At 54.9% G+C, this 21,657-nt stretch carries 23 protein-coding genes; 8 read left to right on the forward strand and 15 right to left on the reverse strand.

The window, feature by feature from the left end; translation table 11 throughout:
- Positions 1-59 precede the first annotated feature (59 nt).
- The 9 genes from AC0JZ1_RS08385 to purC form a co-directional block, all read right to left on the reverse strand.
- Complete coding sequence (locus AC0JZ1_RS08385; RefSeq protein ID WP_471883395.1) at positions 60-1,265, reverse strand: multidrug effflux MFS transporter; 1,206 nt, start codon at positions 1,263-1,265, stop codon at positions 60-62.
- A 132-nt stretch (positions 1,266-1,397) separates the two neighbouring features.
- Complete coding sequence (grxD, locus tag AC0JZ1_RS08390; protein WP_471881929.1) at positions 1,398-1,733, reverse strand: Grx4 family monothiol glutaredoxin; 336 nt, start codon at positions 1,731-1,733, stop codon at positions 1,398-1,400.
- A 137-nt stretch (positions 1,734-1,870) separates the two neighbouring features.
- Entirely contained in the window at positions 1,871-2,104 is a 234-nt protein-coding gene (locus tag AC0JZ1_RS08395; protein WP_471881930.1) for a BolA/IbaG family iron-sulfur metabolism protein, read from the reverse strand.
- Positions 2,105-2,189: 85 nt separating this feature from the next.
- On the reverse strand, positions 2,190-4,397 hold the full coding sequence (gene purL, locus AC0JZ1_RS08400; RefSeq protein ID WP_471881931.1) for a phosphoribosylformylglycinamidine synthase subunit PurL: 2,208 nt from the start codon (positions 4,395-4,397) through the stop codon (positions 2,190-2,192).
- Positions 4,398-4,510: 113 nt separating this feature from the next.
- A complete protein-coding gene (locus AC0JZ1_RS08405; protein ID WP_471881932.1) occupies positions 4,511-5,107 on the reverse strand; it encodes an acyloxyacyl hydrolase in 597 nt (198 codons plus the stop codon).
- 217 nt (positions 5,108-5,324) lie between these two features.
- Positions 5,325-5,714, reverse strand: a complete 390-nt coding sequence (locus tag AC0JZ1_RS08410; RefSeq protein WP_471881933.1) for a hypothetical protein — start codon at positions 5,712-5,714, stop codon at positions 5,325-5,327.
- Between the two features lie 17 nt (positions 5,715-5,731).
- Entirely contained in the window at positions 5,732-6,403 is a 672-nt protein-coding gene (gene purQ, locus AC0JZ1_RS08415) for a phosphoribosylformylglycinamidine synthase subunit PurQ (protein ID WP_471881934.1), read from the reverse strand.
- Positions 6,404-6,540: 137 nt separating this feature from the next.
- Complete coding sequence (gene purS / locus AC0JZ1_RS08420) at positions 6,541-6,783, reverse strand: phosphoribosylformylglycinamidine synthase subunit PurS (RefSeq protein ID WP_471881935.1); 243 nt, start codon at positions 6,781-6,783, stop codon at positions 6,541-6,543.
- 18 nt (positions 6,784-6,801) lie between these two features.
- On the reverse strand, positions 6,802-7,566 hold the full coding sequence (gene purC / locus AC0JZ1_RS08425) for a phosphoribosylaminoimidazolesuccinocarboxamide synthase (RefSeq protein ID WP_471881936.1): 765 nt from the start codon (positions 7,564-7,566) through the stop codon (positions 6,802-6,804).
- Between the two features lie 231 nt (positions 7,567-7,797).
- On the opposite strand from purC, the gene AC0JZ1_RS08430 reads away from it, so the two are divergent.
- Positions 7,798-8,118: an ATPase inhibitor subunit zeta gene (locus AC0JZ1_RS08430; protein WP_471881937.1), complete on the forward strand. Its 321-nt coding sequence runs from the start codon at positions 7,798-7,800 to the stop codon at positions 8,116-8,118.
- A gap of 25 nt (positions 8,119-8,143) precedes the next feature.
- On the opposite strand, the gene AC0JZ1_RS08435 is transcribed toward AC0JZ1_RS08430, so the two are convergent.
- Positions 8,144-9,814: a diguanylate cyclase domain-containing protein gene (locus AC0JZ1_RS08435; protein WP_471881938.1), complete on the reverse strand. Its 1,671-nt coding sequence runs from the start codon at positions 9,812-9,814 to the stop codon at positions 8,144-8,146.
- Positions 9,815-10,004: 190 nt separating this feature from the next.
- Positions 10,005-10,559: an RBBP9/YdeN family alpha/beta hydrolase gene (locus tag AC0JZ1_RS08440; RefSeq protein WP_471881939.1), complete on the reverse strand. Its 555-nt coding sequence runs from the start codon at positions 10,557-10,559 to the stop codon at positions 10,005-10,007.
- 146 nt (positions 10,560-10,705) lie between these two features.
- Between AC0JZ1_RS08440 and AC0JZ1_RS08445 the strand changes: the two genes are divergently transcribed.
- Entirely contained in the window at positions 10,706-12,361 is a 1,656-nt protein-coding gene (locus tag AC0JZ1_RS08445; protein WP_471881940.1) for a tannase/feruloyl esterase family alpha/beta hydrolase, read from the forward strand.
- 61 nt (positions 12,362-12,422) lie between these two features.
- Here the strand turns inward: AC0JZ1_RS08445 and purB are convergent, their stop codons facing one another.
- The 4 genes from purB to AC0JZ1_RS08465 form a co-directional block, all read right to left on the reverse strand.
- Positions 12,423-13,724, reverse strand: a complete 1,302-nt coding sequence (gene purB, locus AC0JZ1_RS08450) for an adenylosuccinate lyase (protein WP_471881941.1) — start codon at positions 13,722-13,724, stop codon at positions 12,423-12,425.
- A gap of 60 nt (positions 13,725-13,784) precedes the next feature.
- Positions 13,785-14,228, reverse strand: a complete 444-nt coding sequence (locus tag AC0JZ1_RS08455; RefSeq protein WP_471881942.1) for a hypothetical protein — start codon at positions 14,226-14,228, stop codon at positions 13,785-13,787.
- Between the two features lie 53 nt (positions 14,229-14,281).
- Positions 14,282-14,959: a ribulose-phosphate 3-epimerase gene (gene rpe, locus AC0JZ1_RS08460; RefSeq protein WP_471881943.1), complete on the reverse strand. Its 678-nt coding sequence runs from the start codon at positions 14,957-14,959 to the stop codon at positions 14,282-14,284.
- A 97-nt stretch (positions 14,960-15,056) separates the two neighbouring features.
- A complete protein-coding gene (locus AC0JZ1_RS08465; RefSeq protein WP_471881944.1) occupies positions 15,057-16,148 on the reverse strand; it encodes a branched-chain amino acid ABC transporter substrate-binding protein in 1,092 nt (363 codons plus the stop codon).
- Between the two features lie 194 nt (positions 16,149-16,342).
- Here AC0JZ1_RS08465 and AC0JZ1_RS08470 point away from each other — a divergent pair, with 194 nt between their 5' ends.
- Genes AC0JZ1_RS08470 through AC0JZ1_RS08495 form a run of 6 tightly spaced genes read left to right on the forward strand, consistent with a single transcriptional unit; the run spans position 16,343 to position 21,657 of the window.
- A complete protein-coding gene (locus AC0JZ1_RS08470; protein ID WP_471883396.1) occupies positions 16,343-16,792 on the forward strand; it encodes a flavin reductase family protein in 450 nt (149 codons plus the stop codon).
- A gap of 26 nt (positions 16,793-16,818) precedes the next feature.
- On the forward strand, positions 16,819-17,748 hold the full coding sequence (locus AC0JZ1_RS08475) for an AAA family ATPase (RefSeq protein ID WP_471881945.1): 930 nt from the start codon (positions 16,819-16,821) through the stop codon (positions 17,746-17,748).
- 4 nt (positions 17,749-17,752) lie between these two features.
- Complete coding sequence (locus AC0JZ1_RS08480) at positions 17,753-19,024, forward strand: vWA domain-containing protein (RefSeq protein ID WP_471881946.1); 1,272 nt, start codon at positions 17,753-17,755, stop codon at positions 19,022-19,024.
- Positions 19,011-19,328, forward strand: coding sequence for an XdhC family protein (locus AC0JZ1_RS08485; RefSeq protein ID WP_471881947.1), 318 nt, complete (start codon positions 19,011-19,013; stop codon positions 19,326-19,328). Before AC0JZ1_RS08480 ends, AC0JZ1_RS08485 begins: the two co-directional genes overlap by 14 nt.
- The gene (locus AC0JZ1_RS08490) at positions 19,328-20,026 is read left to right on the forward strand and encodes an XdhC family protein (RefSeq protein ID WP_471881948.1); all 699 of its coding nucleotides are present in this window, start codon (positions 19,328-19,330) and stop codon (positions 20,024-20,026) included. The genes AC0JZ1_RS08485 and AC0JZ1_RS08490 overlap by 1 nt, the downstream gene beginning before the upstream one ends.
- Positions 20,023-21,657, forward strand: coding sequence for an NTP transferase domain-containing protein (locus AC0JZ1_RS08495; RefSeq protein ID WP_471881949.1), 1,635 nt, complete (start codon positions 20,023-20,025; stop codon positions 21,655-21,657). Before AC0JZ1_RS08490 ends, AC0JZ1_RS08495 begins: the two co-directional genes overlap by 4 nt.

Below are 21,657 nucleotides of genomic sequence, written 5' to 3' on the forward strand. Positions count from 1 at the left end.
TGTATAGGCGAAGGCCTCGATATCGAACCGATACCGAGGCCTTTTTCATGCCAGCTTTTTCAGGTCCGCGGGTTGTGGGCCTGAAACAAACGTCCGCGTTCCGCAACTAACACAAAGACAAGCCCAATGATGGAAACGCAGAAAAATCCTGCGACCATTGGCAAGGCAGTGCCGTTAAACGCTTGCCCAATCACCGCTCCAATCGCTGCACCGCCGATTGTGCTCATAAAGCCTAAAACTGCTGATGCCGTACCGGCCACGTGGCCAAGCGGTTCCATAGCCAGCGAGTTGAAGTTCGCTGCAATCCAGCCGAATTGGAACATGGCAAGGGCGAAAAATCCGAGAAACAGCAGGAATGGCATAGGACCATCGCTGAACAACTGGACCATGAGCCATACAAATGTGACGACGATAAAGCCCAGAAGCGAAGCGTGAGAGAGCTTGCGCATACCAAATCGGCCTACCAACTTCGAGTTTACGAAGGAGGATAGCGACATGAATGCAGCCACGGCGGCGAAGGCAACTGGGAACCACACGCCCAAACCGTAAATGCCTACATATATTTGCTGTGCGGAATTGATGAAGCCAAAGAGTGCGCCGAATATGAACGTCGACGAAATCGTATAGCAAAGTGCCATGCGGTTTGTGAGCACGATGCGAAATCCACCCAGCACAGACCGGACTGTCAGGGGTCGCACATCTTCCGCGGCCAAAGTTTCTGGCAGTCTCATCACCATCCAAGCCAATACGAACATGGCCATGATCCCAATGAAGAGGAAGACCATATGCCAATTGCCGCCGAGCATGATGAGCTGACCTGTGCCAGGCGCGATGATCGGAACGATCATGAATACCATCATGATCAGGGACATGACTTCCGCCATCGCGCGGCCACCATAGACATCGCGAACGATAGAGACGGTAATCACCCGGGTTGATGCGGCACCTGCACCCTGAATAAAGCGCAGAATCAGTAGGCCGGCAAAGCTCGGCACGATTACAATGGCCAGTGCGCATGCAATATAGAGGGAAAGTCCCAGTATCATGGGCAAACGACGGCCGAACCGATCGGACAATGGCCCGTAGATCAACTGCGCAAAGCCAAAGCCGAAAAGATAGGAAGAGACGATGAACTGACGTTCATTAACGTCCTCAACATTCAAGGCTGCGCCAATTTCTTGAAGCGCTGGCAGCATGATGTCGATTGCGAGCGCATTAAGTGCCATCAGCATGGCCATCATGGCAATGAATTCGAATTTGCTCATGCCCTTCAAGCGGGCAGGCGCCAAGGTGTTAGCGGGTGTCACGTGCGTATTCCTGAAAATGCAAAGGCGCCGCAGGTGTGCGACGCCTCGATCTTAAAAAGATGATGCCGGATTGAACCAGCAAGAGGCCGTTCAGGCAGCGCCGCGAACGGCGATACCTTGTTCCTGAAAATGCGATTGCAATTCTCCGGATTGGAACATTTCACGGACGATATCGCAGCCACCAACGAACTCACCCTTAATGTAAAGCTGGGGAATTGTTGGCCAGTTGGAATAATCCTTGATGCCCTGACGGATCTCCTGATCCGCGAGAACGTTGACGCCTTTGTAATCCACGCCAAGGTAATCCAGAATCTGGACCACTTGGCCGGAAAAACCGCACTGCGGGAACTGCGGCGTCCCCTTCATGAAAAGCACGACGTCGCTGCTCTTCACTTCGCTTTCGATCAGCTGATGAATTCCGCTCATGACCGACTTCCTTTCTCATCCGGGTTCAAGGTCCGGACTTTATCGTGTTCTAAATAACATGAATTATTTGGATTTCCAGTCAAGTAATCGACTGGATGTCATCAATTCCGATGATGGATGATCCTGTACTAAGCGGCCTATTCAGGTGCTGAGGTCTGAAGCGCAAGAGCATGCAATACACCGCCCATATTACCCTTCAATGCTTCGTACACCATCTGGTGCTGCTGCACGCGGCTTTTGCCGCGAAACGCTTCTGCAACCACTTCCGCTGCGTAGTGATCCCCATCGCCAGCGAGATCCCGGATCGTGACTTTAGCACCCGGAATCCCAGCCTTGATCATGTCTTCAATTTCACCGGGACGCATCGGCATTGGCTTATTCCTTCCTAGTCAGGCTATGCTTGTTTTTTGCCAGATTGCCAAATTCTACCGGATTCTCAAAGAGTTTTGAGAGATGTCACGCCATAAACGTGGGGAACCAGCTTTCGTGCGCGTTGACCAGTTCTGTCACCTTAACATTTACGAGGTCCGCGATCACGAGAGCCTCGCCTCCCACCCTGCCGAGCGTGCGGAACGGAACGCCTGCGGATTCGGCGCTGGCGCGCACGAAGTTTGCAAGGTCTGCCGGAACAGCAATCACGTAGCGGGCCTGGTCTTCACCGAAAAGAACCGCATGCGGTTGACCGCGGCATTCATCAAGTGAAAGTTGCGCACCCTTCAGTGAGGCCATTGCCATTTCTGCAAGAGCCAACAACAAGCCGCCCGAAGAAATATCATGGCAGGCTGTTACCTGACCATTGCGGATGATATTGCGAACAAAATCACCGTGACGACGCTCGGCCGCCAGATCGACAACTGGCGCTGGACCTTCCGTTGAGCCGAGAATTTCTCTCAGGTAGATGGATGAGCCGAGGTGCGAACCATCAACACCGATCATGATGAGGACGTCACCATCGTTGGCGGTGCCAATTCTCGCCATCTTCGACCAATCGGGCAGGAGGCCAACACCTGCGATGGTTGGTGTGGGCAGAATAGCAATGCCATTGGTCTCGTTATACAGGGAGACATTGCCGGACACGATGGGGAAATCCAATGCGCGGCAGGCTTCGCCAATGCCTTGAATTGCACCGACCAGCTGGCCCATGATTTCCGGCTTTTCCGGGTTGCCAAAATTGAGGTTGTCAGTTGCCGCCAATGGTTCTGCGCCGGTAGCGGTGATATTGCGCCAGCACTCCGCAACGGCCTGCTTGCCGCCTTCTACCGGATCTGCTTCCACATAGCGGGGGGTTACATCCGAAGAAAAGGCGAGCGCCTTGGAGGCGTGCCCTTCAACGCGCACGACACCGGCATCGCCACCTGGCAGTTGAAGCGAATTGCCCTGGATCAAGGTATCGTATTGTTCGTATACCCAACGGCGGCTGGATTGATTAGCGGAACCCACGAGCTTAAGCAGGGCCTCATTATAGTCTGAAGGTGCCTGAACCTGATCAGCAGGAAGCGCAGCGCGTGCATTCCATGGCTGCCATGGACGATCATATTCCGGCGCTTCATCGCCCAGTTCCTTGATCGGCAGGTTTGCGACCTCTTCGCCCTGATGGATGATGCGGAAGCGCAGGTCATCCGTGGTCTTGCCGACGATCGCGAAATCCAGACCCCACTTCACGAATATTGCCTTTGCTTCCTCTTCCTTTTCAGGACGAAGAACCATGAGCATGCGCTCCTGGCTTTCCGAAAGCATCATTTCATAAGCCGTCATGCGCTCTTCACGGACGGGAACCTTATCGAGATCGAGTTCGATACCCAGATCACCCTTCGCGCCCATCTCCACAGCAGAGCAGGTGAGGCCAGCCGCGCCCATATCCTGAATGGCGATGACTGCACCGGTCGTCATCAGCTCTAGGCAGGCTTCCAGCAGGCACTTTTCAGTAAAGGGGTCGCCAACCTGCACAGTTGGGCGCTTTTCTTCAATGGATTCGTCAAACTCGGCGGAAGCCATGGTCGCACCGCCCACGCCATCACGGCCAGTTTTCGCGCCGAGGTAAACAACGGGCAGGCCTACGCCTTCTGCCTTTGAGTAAAAGATAGCATCCGACTTGGCGAGGCCAGCGGCAAAGGCGTTGACGAGGATGTTGCCGTTATAGCGCGAATCGAACTCAACCTCACCGCCGACAGTCGGCACGCCGAAGGAGTTGCCGTAGCCGCCAACACCTGCAACGACGCCAGAAACAAGATGCTTTGTCTTCGGGTGATCCGGTGCGCCGAAGCGTAGAGCGTTCATTGCTGCGACAGGGCGTGCGCCCATGGTGAAAACGTCGCGCAAAATGCCACCAACACCGGTAGCAGCGCCCTGGTAGGGCTCAATGTAAGATGGGTGATTGTGGCTTTCCATCTTGAAGACAACGCAATCGCCATCATCGATATCCACCACGCCAGCATTTTCGCCGGGACCCTGGATGACACGCGGACCCTTGGTTGGAAGCGTGCGAAGCCACTTCTTGGACGATTTATATGAGCAATGTTCGTTCCACATGGCCGAAAAGATGCCAAGTTCGGTGAAGCTCGGTTCGCGTCCGATCAATTCGAGGATGCGCTGATATTCATCTGGCTTGAGGCCGTGTGCTGCAATGAGTTCTGGTGTGATGGCGATATGGTTTGAAATAGTCATCGTCTTCCCTACAGGCGGTCCGGGCTGGCGTCTCTTTAGCCTAGAAGACAAAATGGCGCGACAGGAATTTTCCTGTCGCGCCCATATGATTTTCTGATTGTATCTAAAGCCGATTAAAACTTGTAGCCAACCATGACGCCGCCGCGCGTAAGCCCATTATTTGGCTCGCCGCAGAGGTTGGCGTGAGACGAGTGTTCAAGTGTTCCCACAACGCGCCAATTTTCATTGAGGTTTACACCTGCTGCGACATACTCGTGGAATAGCGTATGGCAACCAAGAAATGGGCCTCGTCCACCGTCCATTTCAAGTTTGCCGTCATTCAGGCTTCCACCGAAACCAGCTTCCACGAACAGGTATTGGCCGAGAGGCACCGTCCAGGAGAAACCGGCATAGACCTGATTGGCCTCGCCCGCCGTGCTGATGTCGCCACCAATGTGAACGCGCGGCCTAATGAACTTCTGGAAGCCCTGCGCATTGTCGTGATCCCAAGGATCGAAGAAGACCATACCTGTAACGAATGCGCCCTTTTCATCATTCATGTAGGTTTTGTCGGTCGCGACCAATGCACCGAAGCGCGCTTCATCGAATAATGGCTTTTCCAGCGAGGTGCCGGCGGGGGCCATGTCGGCTGCGATCAGCTGAGAGCTTGTCAGTATCGCTGCCGCAGCAGTTAACGCGCGGAGGAAGTTAGGGCCGCTTGTGAATTTCATCTGCTGTTATTCCCCCGGTATCGATTCAGCACGCTGCTCTTAGAATCGTCTTAGGTGCTGAACTTAGTGGGGAAGAATTCGCAATGGCAAGAAATATTGCCAGTACCACTCACCTATGGAGCAGGATTGTGTGGCTATTGTTGCTCGTCGGAAACGATCTCGATCTAAAGAAGACCACCAAGGCTTTCATAGACTGACATCGGGAGAGGTTCTGGCTTCAGCAGTTTTTCGCGCCATTTGCCCAGCGGACAATGTCACGCTTGATTCGCTCACCGCCCGCGCCATCGACCAACGGTCCGAATGCATCGAGTCTTGCGGGATTGCCTTCCGCTTGGACCACCAAGAGCGGACGTGACTCAGGACTGTGTTTCGGAACTGCGAGAATGCGAGGGCGGCCAGAGAAGGAGTTCAACTCCGGTGCGAGGCGGTAATCCTTGAAGGCACTATCGCCGGATTTGAACCAGCAGCTGTTGGCCGCCAGCGCTACCCGTTCCATGGTTGGCAAGGCCGCCCGATCGACTGATGGCGGCTTTGGCTTGCTGGATTGACATGCGGCCAGCGCAATCACTATGGCGGAAAGGGCAAGGCTGCATGTCAAACGACGCATGTTGAATTCCGATTTGATTAAGCCGCGATGACGTTCAGGGCAGAGGCGAAAATTCCCTTGCCATCTGTTCCGCCGTGCGCCGCTTCAATAAGATTTTCCGGGTGAGGCATCATGCCAAGGACATTACCCTTGGCGTTGATGACTCCAGCGATATCGAGAAGGGAACCGTTGGGGTTCGTACCTTCAGCATAACGGAATACGATCTGGCCGTTATCCTGCAGCGACTTCAGTGTTTCGTCATCGACAAAATAATTTCCATCGTGGTGAGCGACTGGGCAGCGGATAATCTGACCCTGCTCATAGGCGCGCGTAAAATCAGTATCGGCATTCACAACTTCAAGCTTGATTTGCTTGCAGACAAATTTCAGCGAGCTGTTGCGCATCAGTGCGCCTGGAAGCAGACCAGCTTCCACCAAGATCTGGAAGCCGTTGCACACGCCGATGACCTTCACGCCCGCCTCGACCTTGCGGCGAATGGCATCCATAACCGGCATCCGCGCGGCGATGGCACCGCAGCGAAGATAGTCGCCATAGGAAAAGCCGCCGGGAATGACGATGAGATCAACATCGGGAATTTCTGTTTCCGTTTGCCATACAGTGACAGGCGCCTGGCCCGAAATGCGGGTGAGGGCAGCAATCATGTCGCGGTCACGGTTCAGGCCGGGCAATTGGACAACGGCAGACTTCATGGGGCGTTCAACCTTGCCTTAGCTCCAAAGGAGGAGCGGGAGTTAAGTCTCTAATTCGCGATGAAGGCGATGCATATTCGCCTTCATTCCTGATCGAGAGGTGCGAGCTCAACTGGAACACCGTTCCAAATGGGCAATCAGACCAGTGAAATCGAGTAGTTTTCGATGACTGTGTTGGCGAGAAGCTTGTCGCACATGGCTTTCAGCTCTTCTTCTGCCTTTGCTCGGTCCGAAGTTTCGAGCTCCAGATCGAAAACCTTGCCTTGACGAACCTGATGAACGCCATCAAAGCCGAGGCTGTCAAGCGCGCCTTCAATAGCTTTACCCTGGGGGTCCAGAACGCCGTTCTTCAACGTGACGGTTACGCGTGCCTTGATCACTGATTGCTCCCTGAGAGATTACTGTACCAGCACCGGACCCGTGCCACGGATCGGCTCATTCTCATTGATAATGCCGAGGCGGCGCGCCACTTCGGAATAGGCTTCCAGCAAGCCGCCAAGATCGCGACGGAAGCGGTCCTTGTCCATCTTTTCGCGGGTCTCTATGTCCCACAGGCGGCAGCTATCTGGCGAGATTTCATCTGCCAGAATGATGCGCATCATATCGCCTTCGAACAGACGTCCGCACTCGATCTTGAAATCGACGAGTTGGATGCCGACGCCAAGGAAGAGTCCTGAAAGGAAGTCGTTTACGCGAATGGCAAGCGCCATGATGTCATCTAACTCAGCGGGGTTTGCCCAGCCAAAAGCCGTGATGTGTTCTTCCGATACCATTGGATCGGCCAGTTGATCCGACTTGTAATAGAACTCAATGATGGAGCGTGGCAAAACCACACCTTCTTCAATGCCAAGCCGTTCAGACAGTGAGCCTGCAGCAACGTTGCGCACGACGATCTCAAGCGGAATAATCTCCACTTCCTTGATCAACTGCTCGCGCATATTCAGGCGGCGAATGAAGTGCGTTGGGATGCCGATCTTATTGAGATGTGTGAAAATGTATTCGGAAATACGATTGTTCAGAACACCCTTGCCGTCGATGACATCGTGCTTCTTCTTATTGAATGCAGTGGCATCATCCTTGAAGAACTGAATCAGCGTACCCGGTTCAGGGCCTTCATATAGGATCTTAGCCTTGCCCTCGTAGATACGGCGGCGACGGTTCATGACTTCTTGTCTCGTTGTTCGTGCGCGCAGGCGGCGCTGTGGAAAATTCAATTGAGCGGTCCCATAACGGAAATCCTCCCATTTCACAATGCGGCTTGATCCTTTCGATGCATTCCAAAGCTCAGGAGAGGCATTTATTCACCGTGCTGTTATACGCTTCGGAAAATATTAGAGTGCATCATTCCTCACGCATATTCTTATGTTGAGTAGTGACTGCAGGCGGAGCGGCGCATGAGTACAATTTCATTAAGAGAACGCGCGCAGGCGCAAGAGCTGAAATACTCGACGGAAGAAGCTTTTCGCTTTCGTGCGCAGGTTCGCAGAAACCGCATGGTCGGTCTCTGGGCGGCTGAGGTTTTGGGTCGCGAAGATCCGCTATTTTACGCCGATAGCATTGCAAACTGGGCCATAGAGCATCCATCAGATGCTGACCTTCTCCTGAAACTAGGCCGTGATTTCGAAGATGCAAAGCTGGTGCTCGATGCCACTGAGCTTACGTCACGAATGCATGCATTGCTGAAGGAAATCACTGAAGAAATGCGCAACGGCTAACGCGCTGAATTCTCGCCATCTGTGGTCAATAATACTCGAAGCGATTTTTGCCGTTTGCCTTGGCGCGGTAAAGAGCGACATCCGCGTGTTGCAAAACTTGCTTCTCGTCTATTCGTGACCCTGCAGCCCAGGCGATACCGATGCTTGCACCAAGGCGAAGCTCGTTGCCTGCATGGTAAAAGGGCTGCCGGAAGCCTTGCAAGATCCTGTCAGCAAGTGCTGCAAGCAGATCGGTGGTGCCGCTAAATGGGGTAACCAGAGCGAACTCATCTCCGCCAAGCCGCGCGGAGAAAATCTCATGCCCGGCGGCATCGCGCAAAATCTTTGCCGCGTGGCAAAGTACAGCATCTCCTGCGCTATGCCCGAATCGATCATTGATCTGCTTGAAGCGATCCAAATCCATGTGCAGCACGCCTAGCGAGGACCCTTGGGCGGCGCAGGTATCAGCGAGCTCCGTCAGCTTGGAATCGAAAAAGCGACGGTTCGGCAGACCAGTCAGATAGTCGTGCAGTGCGTTATATTCTATTTGAGTGCGGGTTTCTTCCAGTTCTGCCGTGCGAGCTTCTGCAAGTGTCTTTGCGCGCTCCAGTTCTTCCCGCATCTGCACATCCTGGGTGACGTCCCAGTTGGCTCCTACCAGCTTTGTGTGTCCATCAATATCAACGAAAACCTTGCTGAAGCTGCGGATGACGCGCTCAGTGCCGTTTGAGAGGCAAACCCGATATTCGTCCAAAAAAGTATCGTTCGAAGCGCGGTGCTGTTCAACATTGGCAAGAACGCGTTCAGCATCATCGGGATGCAGGAAGCTTTCCCAGGTGTGCCCGACATTGATTTCAACAGAGGGTGCCACACCATATATCTCGTACATACGTTCGTCCCAATCCACCTCGCCGGAGGTGAGGTCGGCTTCAAAAACGCCAACGCCGGAGATTGCCAATGCCATCTCAAGGCGACGCGTGGCGCGAGCAGCCCTGTGCTCCGTTTCCTTTCGCTCGGTTATGTCTGTGTCGGTGCCGACGACCCGCATGGCTCGTCCGTCTTCATCGCGGTCGATGCATGCGCCCCGGCATTCGATCCAGACGTAATGGCCCTCCTTGTGCTTCTCACGATAGGCGAAAACCAGATAATCAGGATCACCAGCTTCTTGTCGTTCGATAGCGTGCAACGTAGCGTCACGATCTTCTGGGTGGAGAAGGTCCAGCCACGCCTCTTTTGAGGGTGGCAATGGATCGTCTTGGGACATGCCCCGTATGGTGCGCCAAGTGGGTGAATAGTATTTGCGCCCCATCCTGTAATCGTGATCCCATACCCCGGACACTGAACTGACCAATGCGCTGTTCCACCGGGTTTCGCGTGTGACGAGATCGTCTACCATCCGCTTGTCGCCAGTGAGGTCTATAAGCTGAACGAGCAAGAGCGTTGCGTTTTCAGCAATATCCAGGCGAAAAAGGCGAGCGAACATTCGCACCCAAGCAACGCCTCCGGATAGGAGCGATATACGTAGGATTTCGCTTCTGCTCGTGTCTGCCGCCAGTGGGACTGGGGAGAGCAAAGCTGACAGCTTCGGCAATTGCTCCTGATCGATCAAAGATGCCAGATTGCGGGTACCCGGAACAAACCAGGTTTCCTTGAAGGCTCTGTTGGCGTGCACAAAGCGTCCCAGATCCGGCTCCACAATAGCAGTAGCCAAGGGCATCTGGTCGACGCACTCCAAGAATGCAGCTAAACGCCCTTGGGCTGCTGCAGGATTCGCATTTCCCAGTTCCACGTTCAGCGAACCCCTGTTGCTGATCTAAGACGAAAATAGGCCGAGCTTTTTAAGTGCTCTTTAATTTAACTTGCGGTCGAGCAGAGTGGCAGATTCGCTCCGATGGTCAATATCAACTCTAAAATTTGAGGTTTGCCAGAAACTTTGCAAAGACCATGGTCCCCTCTGGCCATGGTCCGTGGCCAGACTCAGCATTCAGATGGCCTGCTTCACCAGCGTCAACCAGAAGCGAACCCCAGGCACTGGCAATATCGTCTGCATGCTCATAGCTCCCGAACGGGTCATTTCGGCTGGCAATGGTGAGCGATGGAAATGGCAGCGGATCACGCGGGTAGGGGCCGAACGTCATCAGGTGCTTCGGTCGGATTTCCGGATTGGCAACATCGGGGGGCGCCACCAAAAACGCCCCGGCAACCTTGTTGCGAAAATGGGGAATGGCATGGATAGCCGTTGGTACGCCGAGGGAGTGTGCCACAAGCACGACTGGCCGGGTGGAAGCGTTCACCTCTTCTGCAACGCGCGCCACCCAATCATCCCGAACCGGTTTTGACCATTCTGCCTGTTCTACACGTCTCGCAGTCTGGAGCTTGGACTCCCAGCGACTTTGCCAGTGTGATGGCCCGGAGTTGGTGTAGCCGGGAACGATGAGGATATCTGCGTCTGATGCTTTCATGGCGCTTATGTGCTGCCGCATTTCTTTTGCGTCAAGTCTCCCCTTGACCTCAAATTTGTATGTAACACATACTACCCTTTTCGGATTGGGTTGTTATGATCTGCGCATTGCGGGAGTGGGAAATTAGGAAATTGGGAGGAAAAAGGTTGAAGCGAGCGATTTACCAGGGCGTGTCGTTTTTAGCGCTTCTCTGCATGGCCGATATCGCCTTCGCCAATGGTTGCAAGGACGCACTTAGTAAAGACAAGGCGGTGCGGGGGCTGTTGGTCAAGGAAGCTATTGCAACACCCTCAACAAACGATATTCCTGTAGCCCACTGTTTGATCCGTGGCTCGACACCGGAGCGGAAGGGTCTCGACGGGAAAGCCTATTCGATTCGTTATGAGATACGACTTCCAGAAAACTGGAATGGCAGCATGGTTCACCAGTTCAATGGTGGCAATGATGGCGTGGTCGTTCCTGCCCTAGGGCGGTTCCTGGGTGGTGATAAGAAGCAGAATGCGCTTACTCGAGGCTTTGCAGTGATCTCAAGCGATGCGGGCCATGATGGTGAAGCCTACCCTGAAAAAGGTATCGCTGGAGGTGCAGCGTTCGGCTTCGATCCTGAAGCGAGGTTGGACTATGGCTATAAAGCCGTTGCCACGCTTCAACCTCTAGCTCGCGCATTCATCGAGAAGTATTACGGCAGGGCGGTTGTCCACGCCTATGGTGTGGGCGGTTCAAATGGCGGACGACACGCCTTGATGGCGGCGACCAAGATGCCGAAAGCTTTTGACGGATTGCTGGTTGGCTATCCAGGCTTCAACCTTCCTAAAGCTGCTATCCAGCATGCTTGGGACGTTCAGGCCTGGCAATCTGTGAATGCCGATCTTGCCAAAGCATTCACGCGCAAGGACATGGAACTGGTGGCCAGCGCCATTCTCTCGACCTGTGACACGCTGGATGGTGTGGAGGATGGCCTTGTTTCAGATGCAGATGCGTGCGAGGCAAAATTCGACCCGAAAACACTGCAATGCAAACAAGATGGCGCATCGGGTTGCTTGACTGAAAAGCAAGTGGCGGCCCTTATCAAAAGTCATCAAGGACCAGTCAATAGCAAAGGCGAGGCGCTCTATAGTCGCTGGACCTGGGATCCTGGCATGGCATCAATGAACTGGCGCACTTGGAAGCTGGAAAGCTCAGTGGAAGCGTGGGGAAAGAAGCCAATCATCAGCGTTATGGGTGCCGCTTCACTGGCACAGATTTTTACGACACCGCCAGTTCCAGTTGGCGGAAGTCCGGATGAGTTGGTGGGATTCCTGACGAAGTTCGACTTCGATAAGGATGCGCCCAAGATATTTGCCACCCACGGCGAGTTTAAACAATCGGCTGCGGAGTTTATGATCCCGCCAGGTTCTGATAACCCAAAACTTGATGCATTTCGTGATGCTGGCCACAAGATGATCGTCTTTCACGGCGATGCCGATCCCGTGTTCTCCGTGGTTGATACCCTGAATTGGTACCAGAAGCTTAATGCCAATAACGCCAATGCGGCAGGTGATTTCGTTCGCCTCTACCGTATACCCGGTATGCCGCACGGCGCTGGTGGTCCGTCTTTCGACGATTTCGACTTCTTCTCACCATTGGTAGCATGGGTTGAAAAGAGCGAGGCACCAAACGCGATATCCGCTGGCATCAGCGCTGATAATAAGGAAGCGGGTAAACTTGTCGGCAAAAAGACGATCTATTGCCCATATCCGCAGGTCGCGAAAGCATCCGGCGCCGCTGACGCGAAGGATGAGGCACGATATCGCTGTGAATAAAGAACTGCTTTGATAGTCAGAGAACAAGCGGCGGATCGTTTCCGCCGCTTGTTTGGTATGATTAGCCGAAGACCCGTTTGAAGATCGTATCGACATGCTTGGTGTGATAACCAAGGTCAAATTTTTCGCGCAGGGCTTCCTCCGAAAGCGCGGCTCGAACTTCTTCGTCTGCCAGCAATTCTTCCAGGAAATCTTTGCCCTGCTCCCAGACCTTCATCGCGTTGCGCTGCACGAGACGATATGCGTCTTCACGCGAAGTGCCGGCTTGCGTAAGGGCAAGCAGTACACGCTGCGAGTGAACAAGCCCGCGGAACTTATTGAGATTCTTCAACATGTTCTCAGGGTAAATCACCAGCTTCTCGATAACGCCAGCAAGGCGGTTCAACGCGAAATCAAGTGTAATAGTGGTATCTGGGCCAATGCCCCGCTCGACGGAAGAGTGCGAAATATCACGCTCATGCCACAGGGCTACATTTTCCATGGCGGGGGTCACGGCCATGCGAACCAGACGTGCGAGGCCCGTGAGGTTTTCCGTCAGCACCGGGTTGCGCTTGTGCGGCATGGCGGAGGAGCCCTTCTGCCCGGGCGAAAAGAATTCTTCGGCTTCCAGAACTTCCGTACGCTGCATGTGGCGGATTTCGATTGCGACGTTCTCGATCGATGAGGCGATCACGCCCAATGTGGCAAAGAACATCGCATGGCGGTCACGCGGGATAACTTGCGTCGATACCGGCTCCGGCTGCAGGCCAAGCTTCGCGCAGACATGTTCTTCAACGCGTGGATCGATATTCGCGAACGTGCCGACAGCGCCGGAAATGGCACCCGTTGCGATTTCTGCACGGGCGTTGACCAGGCGTTCGCGGTTGCGGTGCATTTCCGCATAGAAGCGGGCGAAGGTAAGGCCCATCGTCGTCGGCTCAGCATGAATGCCATGGCTGCGACCAATGCGGATCGTATCCTTGTGTTCGAAAGCGCGGGTCTTCAGCGCATTCAATACGCGATCCATACCCACCAGCAGCAGATCTGCCGCGCGAACAAGCTGGATATTCAGCGTGGTGTCCAGAACGTCGGATGATGTCATCCCCTGGTGAACGAAGCGGCTATCCGGGCCGATGAATTCCGCCAGATGAGTGAGGAAGGCGATGACGTCATGCTTGGTGACAGCCTCGATCTCATCAATGCGCGCGACGTTGAATTCAGCAGCGCCGCCTTTTTCCCAGATAGTGCGGGCAGATTCTTTCGGGATGACCCCAAGCTCAGCCAGAGCATCGCAAGCGTGAGCTTCGATCTCAAACCAGATGCGGAACTTGGTTTCGGGGGACCAGATGGCGACCATTTCTGGCCGGGAATAGCGCGGGATCATCTAAGCTCGTTCCTTGCAGCTGTCAAAGTTGGCCCGCTTTACCAAAGGAAGATGCCAATCTCAACGCATGGAGCGAGCAAGAATGGCACTTCCGGCAAGCAAAACCGGCATGGATGCCACCCCGAACAGGCGCGTTCCTACAATGAGGAACTGATATGCTGCCGATGCGGAGGTGAAAATAAACTGGAGAATCCAGTCTCGGGTGAAAGCTTCGGCGTGCCACTGCGCATAAAAGGAGCGGTAGTGAAGGGCAAACAGGCCAGATGTGACGAAGAGTGTTGCGCCCGCTAACAGGAGACATGCCAAGAGGAATTGAGCAAGACCATTGCGAATTCTGGTTCGGATGACGCTGAATAACAGCGAAGCGATGATCCATCCAGCTGCGCCGCCTGTCCCAAATACGATGAGAAGCGAGACCCGGTGAAAGGTATCAAACCGTTCCGATTGGAAGAGAGCCACAAGTAGAAGAAGAGCGCAAGCTGCGCCCCAACCCAGTGTTAACATTGCCAGTTTAAGGGGGCTGATGCTGTATGTGTTGATCGCGTCAGCCCTTTCAATCACTGCGCGTTGCCCTTGGTTGCCTTGCGCAGAGCCTCGATATTAGCCTTGTAACTTTCCACACTATTGCCCTTAAATACGGCTGATCCGGCCACAAAGACGTTGGCGCCTGCCTCTGTTGCCGCACCTATGGTTTCAGCGGTAATGCCACCATCGACCTGCAAATCAATTGGACGCTGACCGATGAGCGCACGTGCCGCGCGGATTTTATCGTTCATTGCCGGAATGAACTTCTGCCCGCCAAAGCCTGGATTGACGCTCATGATAAGGATCAAATCGACATCATCAAGAACGTTTTCCAAAACCGAGAGCGGTGTTGCAGGATTGAGGGTGACGCCAACCTTCTTGCCAAGCGCACGGATGGTTTGCAGTGAGCGATGAAGGTGAGGACCAGCTTCCGCGTGAACCGTAATGCTGTCGCAACCCGCTTTGGCGAAAGCTTCCAGATAAGGATCGGCAGGCGCGATCATTAGATGGCAATCGAAGTAAGCATCCGTATGGGGGCGCAGCGCCTTGATGACATCAGGGCCGAATGAGATGTTGGGAACGAAGTGACCATCCATCACGTCGAGGTGAATCCAATCGGCTCCCGCTGCAACGACATCCCGGACTTCCTGTCCCAGTTTGGAAAAATCAGCCGCGAGGACCGAAGGTGCAATAAGAACGGATGACGACATCAAATTCCTCCAAGGCAGTTCGTTACAGCCCTCTACCATTGCGGATTGCGAGGCACAATTACCGCATTTGAGGCATTGTTAACGGCGATTGGAGCCGCTATTGAGCAGTTTGTTCCACCAGTATCCAACTGCTTTGCCGCCACTCCTGCAGTCGGAATGGATTATCGGTTAATTCGCCGTTTTGCTGAAAGCTGACTGGGCCAATGGCTGTGCTGAATGTCGCTTCATGCAGCGCGCTTTCAATGCTCTTCTTTTCGCTTCTGGCTTTTTCAGCCGCGGCAAGCCCAATCTGAACGCTGGCGTAGGCGGGAAGCGCATAGCCTTCGGGCTCGAAGCCGGCGATGCGCATGATCGATACAGCATCATCCGCTTCCGGCAGCTTGGCATAATCCGGCAGAGCCATTGCAAGGACCTCATCGGCCAAGGGCAAGGGTCGATTGGCAGCCCGCATCACGTCTCCAGCCATGAACTGCAGATTGCTGGCTTCTTTCTGGGCGTCACGAGCCATGATCGCAACATCGCCCCGATCTCCGCCAACCAGCACGCGTGTTGCTCCAGCTTTCACCAGCCTGCGAACGAGCGCCAACTGCTGTTCCTGACCCGGACGGAACGTGTCGACAAATACTGGCTTGATGCCCCCTGCCTCCAACTTCTGTCGTACCGCTGCAACGAGATCGCGGGCGTAAATCGTCCCATCGTCGACCAGAGCAACAGACTGGTTCTGCCAGCGCGAGAGGATTGCTTCAGAGATAGCCGTTGCTTCCTGCCCATCGACAGGCGCGAGACGAAAGAATGGCCAACCGTTCCGCTCTCCATCTTCCGAAAGAAGCCGGGAGCGAACGGAAACCGTCATGGCAGGGATCTGGCTATCCTTCAAAGCGGGTAGGGCATCGGTCAACGTTTCCACGCAGAGGAAGCCAATGGCAATTTGCACACCCTCATTGCGCAAACGCTCAGCAATGTCATTCCCACTGCCGGGCTCGCATGTCTCAGGAATGGTGATGACACGGTCTTGATCGCCAAGTGCGGCGGATGCACCGCGTATTATCTGGTCGCCGAGTGAGGCGTAGGGACCAGCCTGCGGTGCCACGACACCAATTGTCGTAGCTCCAGCTAGCTGTGCCGTTAGCAGAAGGGAAAAGGCGGCGAAGCCTATCAGATTTATGTTGGCGTACGATCTTTCGCGCATGCCGCCACATTTAGCGACTGGGGAGGCGGCGTCAAAGGAATTCGATGGACAGGGGCAGGCTTGCGTGGAAAAGCTCAACCACTTGAACCATATGTGTATGTAGAAACAGGGCGCGAGACGCCGGGAGGATGTGAGTGACAGTTTCTGAAAGGCTGCCGAACGAGGCCGTCGACCCAGCGATCTACCGGGATGGGATGGCGCGTTATGCTGGTCATGTTCAAGCGGTGACGACAGAGTTGAATGGCGTAAGACGCGGCGTGACGGCGACGGCAGCCTGCTCAATTTCAGATAGCCCCGCGACTGTCCTTGCTTGCCTGAATGCCGACAATGCCAAAAATCTGCTTTTTGAGGAAAGCGGGCGCTTCGCCTTGAATGCGCTGGGCGTTCATCATCAGCCGCTGGCACGTGCCTTGGCTGGTTTCGAAAATCTGCCTATCGAAGATCGTTTCTCCCTTGGGCAGTGGACAACCCTTTCAACGGGCGCTCCGATTTTGACCGATGCAGTGGCGGCCTTTGATTGCAAGCTGCTGGAGATCCGCCGCATTGCCACGCATTTCGTGATGATCGGCACCGTCGTTGCCATGCATCTTGGACCGCCTGCTTCACCGCTTATCTATCTGGACCGTTCCTTCCACGCATTGTAGCATCCTCTGGAACGTTGGGAGGACGTATGGCTGAGGAGTGCGCGCATCAGATGCCTGCATCCATCGATGCGATTATCGAGATGTTGGGTGAACAGGACTATCTGGCGGGGCGCAGCCTTGCCACGGTTGTTTTTCTCGCATTGAAAATGAAACGGCCTCTGTTTCTGGAAGGCGAGGCAGGCGTCGGCAAAACGGAGATTGCCAAGGCACTTGCAAAGGGTCTGCAAAGACCGCTCATTCGAATGCAGTGCTACGAGGGATTAGACATCTCGTCAGCTGTTTACGAATGGAATTTTCCTGCCCAAATGCTGGATATCCGCCTGTCCGAGGCTGCGGGTGTTGGCAATCGCGAGCGCATCGAAGCCGATATCTATTCCGAAAGACACCTTATTCGCAGGCCTGTTTTACAAGCTCTTGCGCGGGCGGGCGAGGTCGCTCCTGTGTTCTTGATTGACGAGCTGGATCGTACCGACGAAGCATTCGAGGCTTTTCTGCTGGAAGTGCTGTCCGATTATCAGGTAACAATTCCGGAACTTGGAACCATCCGCGCCGCAGAGCCGCCCATCGTGATCATCACGACCAACCGAACGCGCGAAGTGCACGATGCGCTGAAGAGGCGCTGTCTCTACCACTGGGTGGATTATCCAGATGCATTGCAAGAGATGTCCATTCTCAAGCGAAAAGTGCCCCAGGCAGCAGATATGCTTTCCCGCGAAATTGTCGCGTATGTTCAAAAGCTGCGAACAGTGGACCTTTTCAAAAACCCCGGTGTTGCGGAAACGATCGATTGGGCAACAGCTTTGACAGAGTTGGACCGGCTCGCGCTCGACCCGGAAACAATCGCGGACACATTAGGAACGCTGCTGAAATACCAGGATGATATAGCGCGCATCAAGGGTGGCGAGGGAGCCCGTATTCTCTCCGAGGTCCAAGCAGAACTGCGGGCGGCAGGATGAACCTATGAGCGCAAGCAATGCCCGGGATGGAGCGATCCTGCCGCCGGTGCCGCCGGGTGAGGGCAAACTTGCGGAAAACATCCTCCATTTTTCACGCGTATTACGACGTGCTGGCCTGAAGACCTCCCCGCAATCTACATTGGATGCCGTGGAGGCTGCGCGACTGGTAGGAATTGGTTCGCGCCAGGAATTCAGGGCCTCACTCGAATCCATCTTTGTCAAGCGGCGCGAGGACATCGCCGTTTTCGATGAGGCCTTTCGCCTGTTCTGGCGACGACGTGACATGATCGAAAAAATGATCCAGATGATGTCGCCACGTGCTGCTGCCGATCAGGAAAAGGAAAAGCCAAGACCTGCCGCCTCGCGCGTTAGTGATGCCTTGATTGCCAATCGTCGCGAACCACAACCAGAGAGGCTTGTGGAGGAGGTGGAGACCGATGCGCGCTTTACCGCCTCTGTCTCGGAAGTATTGCGCAAGGCAGATTTCGCCCAAATGTCTGCTGCCGAACTGGCTGAGGCTAGACGCGTGATTGCATCGCTCGCTCTTCCGTTGCAGACCGTTCGTACACGTCGTTTCACGCCCGCTCTAAAACCCGGCAAGGTTGATGCACGGGCAACGCTGCGTCAGGCTATGCGAAGCGGCGGCCAGGTTCTGCTGCCGAAATTCAAGCAGGCGCGTTGGCGGGAGCCGCCTTTGGTGGTGCTGATCGATATATCTGGTTCGATGAGCCAGTACTCGCGCATTCTGCTCCAGTTTTGCCATGCGATGATGGAGCAGCGCAAACGCATGCACGTCTTTCTGTTTGGTACGCGACTGACCAATGTGACGCGGATGCTGCGGCACAGAGACCCGGATGAGGCATTGGCTGCCTGCGTGGATGCTGTGGAAGATTGGTCTGGCGGGACGCGTATAGGGCCATCTCTGCACCGCTTTAACAAAGACTGGAGCCGTCGCGTCATGAGCGGTGGTGCCGTTGTACTGTTGATGACGGATGGTCTTGAGCGTGAAGGGACAGATGAATTACGTGCCGAGCTGGATCGATTGCACAAAAGTGCGCGGCGTTTGATTTGGCTAAACCCGCTTTTGCGCTTCGATGCCTTTGAGGCAAAGGCAAAAGGTGTATTGGCGATGATACCACATGTGGACGAATTGCGGGCGGTGCACAACATTAGCTCTCTTGCGGAACTTGCCGCTGCGCTCAGCGCCGCCAATCCTGGTGCGCGCCATGATCCGCGCCGATTTCTGGAAGGGAACCGAACCCATGCGAGAGCTTGATCCTTTGATGATTGCAGAAGACTGGAAAAAGGCAGGTCGGGAGGTGGCGCTGGCAACAGTTATCGAAACCTGGGGCTCGGCCCCGCGCCCAATCGGCAGCCATTTGGTGATTGATGGTGAGGGCCAGTTTGAAGGCTCTGTTTCCGGTGGCTGTGTGGAAGGTGCGGTGATCACAGAAGCGCTGGAGGTGCTTGAACACGGACATCCCAAGGTTCTCGAATTTGGCGTTGCAGATGAGACCGCTTGGCGCGTGGGCCTCTCGTGTGGCGGGCGCATACGCGTTTATGTTGAAAGGCTTGCCTGATGGAACTGGAAACGTTGGAGCATATCAACCTGGCGAGAGAAAAGCGCCAGGCTGTTGCGGTGCTTACCAATCTGGCAACCGGCAAAACGGACGTCATTCAAGAAAATGAAATTACGGAAAACGCTTTGTCAGCAGTGGTAGATGCTGCATTTCGGAGCGGCAAATCCGGCGTTCATCAAACAGATGCTGGGGAGGTCTTCATCAATGTTCACCTGCCGCCACCACGCATTCTCGCCATCGGTGCCGTTCATATCACGCAGGCGCTTGCCCGCATTGCACCCATGCTCTCTTTCGATTTGACAATCATTGATCCTCGCACGGCTTTTGCCACGCCTGAGCGATTTGAGGGCGTGAATTTGATCGCTGACTGGCCCGAGGAGGTGCTGACAGAAACTCCGCTGGATGCCTATACTGCCGTTGCTGCCGTTACTCATGATCCAAAGATTGATGATTTTGCACTCGCGGAGGCTTTGCGTCGCCAGTGTTTCTACGTTGGTGCATTAGGCAGCCGCAAAACACATGCTAAACGGGTAGAGCGGCTCAAGGAAATGGGGCTGACCGAAGAGGATATCAGTCGCATCAGGGCACCTATCGGCCTAGATATTGGGGCGTCAAGCCCCGAAGAAATTGCTCTCGCAATTATGGCAGAGATTGTGCAGGCTTTCCGCACGCGGGCAATCTCCGGGAGAGGCGAATGAAGTTCGGGCCTGTGCCGCTGGGAGCGGCGGAAGGTTCTATCCTCGCTCATGGCATCGCACACAGCCAAGGCCGCGTGGCCAAAGGAACGCTCCTGACACCTGAACATCTCCGGCTGCTGCACGACAATGGATATGCTGAGGTGGTGGTCGCGAAGCTTGAGCCTGGTGACCTGACGGAAGACGATGCGGCAGGCGCATTGGCGTCTGCCATTCAGGCGCATAACATTGAAGCGTCGTTACCGGCGACCGGACGAGTGAACTTCTATGCCAGCAGCAATGGCCTGTTTCGGGTCGGCAAAGATGCGGTTGACGCGTTTAACCGTGTGGACCCCGCCATTACCTTCGCCTGCCTGAGAGATGCATCCCCGGTCAAGGCGGGGGACATGGTGGCGACGATCAAAATCATCCCGCTTGCCGTGGATGGTGACAAGGTAGCAGCTGCATCTGCCTTGGCGTCAGTAGACAAGTTTATTCATGTGGAAGCCTATCGGCCCCATTCAGTTGCTCTCATACAAACGCAACTTCCGGTTCTGAAGAACTCGGTTCTCGATAAAACGGCCAACCTGCTGCAACGCAGGCTAGCCTCATCGAACAGTGTCATCGTCTTGGAGCGTCGTGTGGCTCATGATGAACACACGGTTTCACAGGCGATAGAAGAAGCGCTTGTCGCGATGGATGGCTCTGGACCCAGAATGGTCGTGCTATTTGGTGCCTCCGCCGTTTGTGATGCCCAGGACGTCTTGCCGAGTGCGATGCGGTTGGCGGGTGGAGTTGTGGATCAGGTTGGTCTTCCCGTTGATCCGGGCAATCTCCTTGTGCTGGGACGCAAGGGGGATGTGCCGATCATCGCTGCGCCCGGATGTGCGCGCTCGCCGAAAGAGAACGGTTTTGATTGGGTTTTGGATCGGTTGCTCTGCGGTTTGCAGCCTTTACAAGAGGAGCTCACAGGTTGGGGCGTTGGAGGTTTGTTGATGGAAATTCCAAGCAGGCCGCAGCCGCGAGAGGTGTCACACCGTAAGGCCGAAGAAGTTTCTGTCGGTATCATGTTGATGGCGGCAGGGCAGGCGCGGCGAATGGGTGGAGCGGGCCACAAGCTGCTGGCAGAATTTGATGGAGTACCGCTCGTGCGCCAGATGGCTTTACGGGCGCTCGAGGCAAAGGCTGGGCCTCTGGTCGCCGTCACGGGCTACCGTGCGGATGACATAGAGGATGCGCTTGCCGACCTAGCTTTTCAGTGTGTGCGGAATCCAGACTTTGCTTCCGGTATGGCAAGTTCGCTTAAAGTTGGATTACAGGCGGAGCCTTTTGCCAATGTGGCGGGGGTGATGGTGCTTCTGGCGGATATGCCTGCCGTGACCTGTGAGGATCTGCTGGCGCTCATCTCTGCCTTCCGCAGACATCAAGGAAACGCAATCATCCGCGCATCCGCCGCGGGAAAACGCGGAAATCCAGTGATCCTACCGCGATCCACATTCTCAGAGATTGCTGTTCTGCAAGGCGATGTGGGTGCGCGGCAGGTGATTGAGACATGCGGCCTGCCGATTGTCGATGTAGAAATTGGCGAGGCTGCTCATCTGGATGTCGATACACCAGAGGCGCTTGAGCGCGCAGGTGGAATATTGCGGGGATGA

Source organism: Affinirhizobium capsici (assembly GCF_977018625.1).

Bases quoted from the DNA above. Each gene is read 5' to 3' on its own strand.
- AC0JZ1_RS08405 (WP_471881932.1), bottom strand. From the start codon at position 5,107: ATGAAATTCACAAGCGGCCCTAACTTCCTCCGCGCGTTAACTGCTGCG.
- AC0JZ1_RS08385 (WP_471883395.1), bottom strand. From the start codon at position 1,265: ATGAGCAAATTCGAATTCATTGCCATGATGGCCATGCTGATGGCACTT.
- AC0JZ1_RS08395 (WP_471881930.1), bottom strand. From the start codon at position 2,104: ATGCCGATGCGTCCCGGTGAAATTGAAGACATGATCAAGGCTGGGATT.
- purB (WP_471881941.1), bottom strand. From the start codon at position 13,724: ATGATCCCGCGCTATTCCCGGCCAGAAATGGTCGCCATCTGGTCCCCC.
- purL (WP_471881931.1), bottom strand. From the start codon at position 4,397: ATGACTATTTCAAACCATATCGCCATCACACCAGAACTCATTGCAGCA.
- AC0JZ1_RS08410 (WP_471881933.1), bottom strand. From the start codon at position 5,714: ATGCGTCGTTTGACATGCAGCCTTGCCCTTTCCGCCATAGTGATTGCG.
- AC0JZ1_RS08480 (WP_471881946.1), top strand. From the start codon at position 17,753: ATGAGCGCAAGCAATGCCCGGGATGGAGCGATCCTGCCGCCGGTGCCG.
- AC0JZ1_RS08485 (WP_471881947.1), top strand. From the start codon at position 19,011: ATGCGAGAGCTTGATCCTTTGATGATTGCAGAAGACTGGAAAAAGGCA.
- AC0JZ1_RS08435 (WP_471881938.1), bottom strand. From the start codon at position 9,814: ATGCCCTTGGCTACTGCTATTGTGGAGCCGGATCTGGGACGCTTTGTG.
- purC (WP_471881936.1), bottom strand. From the start codon at position 7,566: ATGAACCGTCGCCGCCGTATCTACGAGGGCAAGGCTAAGATCCTATAT.
- AC0JZ1_RS08440 (WP_471881939.1), bottom strand. From the start codon at position 10,559: ATGAAAGCATCAGACGCAGATATCCTCATCGTTCCCGGCTACACCAAC.
- purQ (WP_471881934.1), bottom strand. From the start codon at position 6,403: ATGAAGTCTGCCGTTGTCCAATTGCCCGGCCTGAACCGTGACCGCGAC.
- AC0JZ1_RS08470 (WP_471883396.1), top strand. From the start codon at position 16,343: ATGGCGCGTTATGCTGGTCATGTTCAAGCGGTGACGACAGAGTTGAAT.
- AC0JZ1_RS08475 (WP_471881945.1), top strand. From the start codon at position 16,819: ATGGCTGAGGAGTGCGCGCATCAGATGCCTGCATCCATCGATGCGATT.
- AC0JZ1_RS08465 (WP_471881944.1), bottom strand. From the start codon at position 16,148: ATGCGCGAAAGATCGTACGCCAACATAAATCTGATAGGCTTCGCCGCC.
- AC0JZ1_RS08495 (WP_471881949.1), top strand. From the start codon at position 20,023: ATGAAGTTCGGGCCTGTGCCGCTGGGAGCGGCGGAAGGTTCTATCCTC.
- grxD (WP_471881929.1), bottom strand. From the start codon at position 1,733: ATGAGCGGAATTCATCAGCTGATCGAAAGCGAAGTGAAGAGCAGCGAC.
- AC0JZ1_RS08490 (WP_471881948.1), top strand. From the start codon at position 19,328: ATGGAACTGGAAACGTTGGAGCATATCAACCTGGCGAGAGAAAAGCGC.
- AC0JZ1_RS08430 (WP_471881937.1), top strand. From the start codon at position 7,798: ATGAGTACAATTTCATTAAGAGAACGCGCGCAGGCGCAAGAGCTGAAA.
- rpe (WP_471881943.1), bottom strand. From the start codon at position 14,959: ATGTCGTCATCCGTTCTTATTGCACCTTCGGTCCTCGCGGCTGATTTT.
- AC0JZ1_RS08455 (WP_471881942.1), bottom strand. From the start codon at position 14,228: ATGTTAACACTGGGTTGGGGCGCAGCTTGCGCTCTTCTTCTACTTGTG.